Consider the following 5073-nt stretch of genomic DNA (forward strand, 5'->3'; position numbering starts at 1 on the left):
CAGGTGTAGTAATCGAGCGGGCGGCCGAAGGCGGCGTCGTAACGGATTTTTTCGGCCGGCAAGCCATGCGCGTCGATCGCCTTGGCACGGGCAGCGAACTTTTCCAGCGCGGTATCGAGCGACAGCCCGGCGCCGTTGGCGAAGGTCGCCAGTGCCTGGGCCGCGCCATCAAGCGGAACGTCGATTGCCAGAAAACTCTTCAGCGCCGAAAAAGCCTCGTTCGACAGCCGCACGCTGCGCAATTCGGCTTTCTCGATCAGCCGCCGGGCAATGTCGGCCGGGGCGCGTCCGGCGGAGGCTGAAAGGCCTGCCTCTTCCATGCCGCTGGCGATGTGGGTGGAAAGACCGTCCAGATCACCATCGAGGACAAGAGCGGCAACCGGGCCGGAGAGCTGGCTGTTGCGCGGCGGGTTGGCGAGATCGGCCAGAGCCGCCTCGAGCATCGGCGCCGAACCGAAGGCGCGGGCAAGGCGCATGCGCCAGCCGCGCGGCAGGCCAAGGGCTGCCAGCACCGCCTCGAAAATGGTCTGGTCGCCGAGCGTGATCGCCAGTACCTGGCCAGGCAGCACCAGCGACAGCAGCGCGTGCGCGTCGGCCACCGAGCGCGCATCGGCTTCAGCGGTATCGCGGTCGCCGAGGTCCTCGATGCCAGCTTGGAAGAACTCGTTGCCGCCCTCGCGGCGCTGGCGAAACACCTCGCCGAGATAGGAATAACGGCGCGGCGTGCCGGCCTGCGAACTTATGTGATCAAGGCAGACCGGAATGGTGAATTCCGGCCGCAGGCACAATGTCTGCCCGGTCTCGCTTTCGGTCAGGAAGATGCGGCGGCGCAAATCCTCGCCGGCCATGTCGAGGAAGGGGTCGGCCGGCTGCAATATGGCAACCTCGACCGCATGCGTGTTGCGTGTGACGAAGAGGTTGGTGATGTCGGTTGATATGGCGGGGTAGCGGGAGGTCAATTTACTAACCTCAGTGCTGCACGACCCTCTGGTCCCAAACCAGAGGAGCCAACGATCCAGGCGAAGGCCGGCGCTCTACTTGCCACGTGCCCTCTCCTCGGCCTGCGCCGCCAGGATCTTCCTCACCTCTGCGACCAGCTCGCCCTCCGCCACCGTCACCTGCGCCGGACGCGCGGCGCGCCATTCGGCATTGTCGGTGATCTCGGCGGACATGCGGGCGCCTTCGATCAGGTCCTTGATCTGCAGCTCGCCCTTGGCGCGCTCATCGCCGCCCTGGATGACAGCGACCGGACAACCACGCCGGTCGGCATATTTGAGCTGCGCCTTCATGCCCGCGCCGCCGAGATACATTTCGGAACGGATGCCGGCAGCGCGCAGTTCCGACACCATCTTCTGGTAGCGGCCGAGGCTGTCGGTATCCTTGTCCATGACCAGCACCACGACCGGCGCGATCACATCCGAGGCGTCGAGCTTGCCGAGGTTCTTCAGCGCCGTCATCAGCCTGCTAACGCCGATGGAAAAGCCGGTCGCCGGCACCGGTTCGCCGCGAAAGCGCGAGACCAGTCCGTCATAGCGGCCGCCGCCACCAACCGAGCCGAAGCGGACAATCTGGCCGTCCTCGTTGGGGATCTCGGCCAGCAGTTCGGCTTCGAAGACCGGCCCGGTGTAGTATTCCAGGCCGCGCACGACAGAACGGTCCATGGCAATACGGTCCTCGCCATATCCCGCCGCCCGGACCAGGGCTTCAATCGTCGTGAGTTCTCCAACGCCTTCCTGATAGGTCGCGTTCGAATTGACCATGGAATCCTGGCCGGCCTGCATAGTCCTCGCTGTCGCGAGAAGAACCGCCTCGGCTTGCCCGTTGTTCAACCCTGCGCCCTTGGCGAAATCGCCCTCGCCTTCCTTGCCGCCATCCCAGCGCCCCGGCCCAAGCAGAAGCTTCACGCCTTCCGGCCCGAGCTTGTCGAGCTTGTCGATTGCCCGCAGCACCGTCAGCCGGCGGCCGGCATTCTCCTCGCCGCCGAGGCCGATCGCTTCCAGCACGCCGTCGAGCACCTTACGGTTGTTGACGCGGATGACATAGTCGCCGCGCTTGATGCCGAGCGCCTCCATCACGTCGGCCATCATCATCGCCATTTCGGCGTCGGCGGCCACGCCCGGCGTGCCGATCGTGTCGGCATCGAACTGCATGAACTGGCGGAAGCGGCCCGGACCTGGCTTCTCGTTGCGGAACACCCAGCCCGAGCGGTAGCTGCGATAGGGTTTGGGCAGCCGCTCGTAATTCTCGGCGACAAAGCGCGCCGTCGGCGCGGTCAGATCATAGCGCAGCGACAGCCACTGGTCGTCGTCATCCTGGAAGGAGAACACGCCTTCGTTCGGCCGGTCCTGGTCGGGCAGGAATTTGCCCAGCGCATCGGTGTATTCGATCAGCGGCTGGTCGGCCGGTTCGAAACCATAGAGCTCATAGACCGAGCGGATCGTCGCCATCATCTTCTCGACGGCGCGGATGTCTTCGGCGCTGCGGTCGGCAAAACCGCGCGGCAGTCGCGCTTTCGTCTTTTCCGATTTGTCGGCCATTGGTGTTTGCTCGGTGTTTTGTGGTGCTTGCAGGTCGGCAATGTTGCGATTTTCGCAACGCGGGTGTCCTAGCCGAAGAGGTTGGGGGCGGCAAGGGTCAGCCCTCTGGCCTCTCCCCAAGGGAAGACGGCGAAACCCAACCGCCCTGAAACAAACCGCAGCGAAAATAAAACAATCCCGCCATGAGCGCGGCATCGTGCCGACACAATCGCAAGAGATAAACGCGCCAAGATGAGGGGTTCGCGGCCATGACCAGCACAGCAAGATTTCACGCCATCGATAGCGATACCGAACTGCCCGCACGCTTGCGCCCGGCCGACACCCACGCTCCGAAAATGGCCAGCCATGCCGCCGGCCCATTCGAAATCCCCGCCGAAACCGGCAAGGGTCCATCCATGCGCGACGCGCTGATAACCGGCCTGCTGGTGATCTACCCGACCGTGGCCACGGTGGTGGCGATCGTCGCCGGCCTGGTGCTGGCCAGCGCCAACGGCACCTGACGCAAGGCAGCGCTCTTCCTTCTCCCCTTGTGGGAGAAGGAAAGGCGACCTACTTCGGCCTTTTGAAGGCCTTCCGCTGCTTCTCAACCTCTTTGCGGCAGACACAGCCCTCGAGGTGGTCGTTGACCAGGCCCATCGCCTGCATGAAGGCGTAGACCGTGGTAGGCCCCACGAAGCTCCAGCCGCGTTTCTTCAACTCCTTCGAAATCCGCACCGAGACCGCCGTGGTCGGGTTGGCGCGCAGATGGGCGAGGTCGACGATCTGCGGCCGCTCGTCCTTGCCGGGCTCGAACTTCCAGAACCAGGCGGCCAGCGAGCCGAACTCGTCGGCCATCTCGCGGGCGCGCTTGGCGTTGTTGATCGTCGACACGATCTTGCCGCGATGGCGGATGATGCCGGCATTGCCGAGCAGGCGTTCGACATCCCTGTCGGTGAAGGCGGCGACCTTGTCGAATTCGAAATTGGCGAAGGCTTCGCGAAAATTCTCCCGCTTGCGCAGGATGGTCAGCCACGACAGGCCCGACTGAAAGCCTTCGAGGCAGATCTTTTCGAACAGCCTGCGGTCATCGGCGACGGGCCGGCCCCATTCATGATCGTGATAGTGCAGATAGTCCGGCAGATTGCCGTGCCAGAAGCAGCGCGCGACACCGTCGGGACCGGCGAGCAGGCCGGTGTTTTCCTTGTCCATAAGCCAAAATCCGTTCGTTAATGCGCTTTTGCGCTGCATTTACTGCGGCTTTACCAGATTCCTGAACCCGGCGGTAACCACACCAAAAGGTTTACTGACACTTGCGCATTTTACGCATTCCGATTCATGTTTCGGTTGCTGCTTCCACGCCAATGATCGCCGAACCGGGCGGGCGTTTCCACCCGTTTGTATCAGACGATCAAGGTGCGTTCCGATGAAGACAGTTCTGTTTCCCGTGCTCGGCGCGGTGGCTGTGTTTGCCGCCGGCGTCACGCCCTCCACAGCCGGCGACCGCTATGCCGACCGGCCGCCGGTGATGGTGAGCCCCGACCTTTCCGCACCCTGGGTGCTGCAGCTTGGCCGCGCGCCCGGCATCGTCCGGCAGAATCGCCAGGCCGTGCAGCAGCAGCCGCGCCTGCGCACCGCGCAACCGGCGCAGCCCGACCGGGTGCAGACGGCGGGCGTCCAGGCACCGGCCAAGCGCATGGTCGCACGTCCTCAGATCAACCCGATCTACCTGCCGCAGGAAGTCGCCTATGACGGGGGGCAGAAGCCGGGCACGATCGTCATCGACACCACGCAGAATTTCCTGTTCCTGGTCGAGAAGAACGGCAAGGCACGGCGCTATGGCGTCGGCACCGGCAAGCCGGGCTTCGAATGGTCGGGCACGCACAAGATCACCAACAAGCGCGAGTGGCCGGACTGGCGCCCGCCGGCGCAGATGATCAAGCGCGAGGCCGCCAAGGGCCGCTATTTGCCGACCTATCTGGCCGGCGGCATGGAGAACCCGCTTGGTGCACGCGCGCTCTATCTCGGCACGACCGAGTACCGCATCCACGGCACCAACCAGCCATGGACGATCGGCGGCGCGGTGTCATCGGGTTGCATCCGCATGCGCAACGAGGACGTCGTCGACCTCTATGAGCGGGTCAATGTCGGAACCACGGTCGAGGTGATATAATAATCCTTGCGAATCACTTGGCCGGCAAAGCAGTCCGCTTTTCGAGGCTAGTTTAGGGATACGGGGGACGGGCCGTATGGGGATGCGGCCGGTCAGGAAGGGCAGCACGGGAAACCGCGCTGCCCTTTCCGTTTTCGAGTAAAATTGGCCTGACAGCAGGCAAGACTGCGCCTGAACGTCGCGCCAAGGGCACAGCGGTTCGCTTTCATGCTGCCCTTCGCTGTATTCTTTTGCTATCTCGGCGGCACGTTCCAGCCAGAGAGTTCATTCATGCCCCTGTCCGATGACAGCCGCTACCTCAAGGGCGGCCCGGTTGCCCAGCGCATCATCGCCGCCGTCCGTGAGGACGCCGCGATTGCCAAAGCCGAGGGATTTCCGCCCAAGCTG

5 protein-coding genes and 1 pseudogene are annotated in these 5073 nt (G+C 64.0%); 3 read left to right on the plus strand and 3 right to left on the minus strand.

The window, feature by feature from the left end; genetic code table 11:
- Both EN935_RS21730 and hisS read right to left on the minus strand, forming a co-directional pair.
- On the minus strand, positions 1–959 hold a 959-nt coding region (locus tag EN935_RS21730; protein ID WP_127373597.1), incomplete at its 3' end, for an ATP phosphoribosyltransferase regulatory subunit.
- A gap of 75 nt (positions 960–1034) precedes the next feature.
- Complete coding sequence (hisS, locus tag EN935_RS21735; protein WP_127265844.1) at positions 1035–2537, minus strand: histidine--tRNA ligase; 1503 nt, start codon at positions 2535–2537, stop codon at positions 1035–1037.
- A 248-nt stretch (positions 2538–2785) separates the two neighbouring features.
- On the opposite strand from hisS, the gene EN935_RS21740 reads away from it, so the two are divergent.
- The gene (locus tag EN935_RS21740; protein ID WP_127265842.1) at positions 2786–3037 is read left to right on the plus strand and encodes a hypothetical protein; all 252 of its coding nucleotides are present in this window, start codon (positions 2786–2788) and stop codon (positions 3035–3037) included.
- Positions 3038–3086: 49 nt separating this feature from the next.
- Here the strand turns inward: EN935_RS21740 and EN935_RS21745 are convergent, their stop codons facing one another.
- Positions 3087–3725 carry a DNA-3-methyladenine glycosylase I gene (locus EN935_RS21745; RefSeq protein WP_127373598.1) on the minus strand — a complete coding sequence of 213 codons (639 nt, stop codon included), beginning with the start codon at positions 3723–3725 and terminating at the stop codon, positions 3087–3089.
- Between the two features lie 214 nt (positions 3726–3939).
- Between EN935_RS21745 and EN935_RS21750 the strand changes: the two genes are divergently transcribed.
- Both EN935_RS21750 and EN935_RS21755 read left to right on the plus strand, forming a co-directional pair.
- Positions 3940–4686: a L,D-transpeptidase gene (locus tag EN935_RS21750; protein ID WP_127264834.1), complete on the plus strand. Its 747-nt coding sequence runs from the start codon at positions 3940–3942 to the stop codon at positions 4684–4686.
- Positions 4687–4893: 207 nt separating this feature from the next.
- Positions 4894–5073, plus strand: a pseudogene (locus EN935_RS21755) (hypothetical protein); the annotation flags it as partial.

The organism is Mesorhizobium sp. M7D.F.Ca.US.004.03.1.1 (assembly GCF_003998635.1).
Lineage (GTDB): Bacteria > Pseudomonadota > Alphaproteobacteria > Rhizobiales > Rhizobiaceae > Mesorhizobium > Mesorhizobium loti.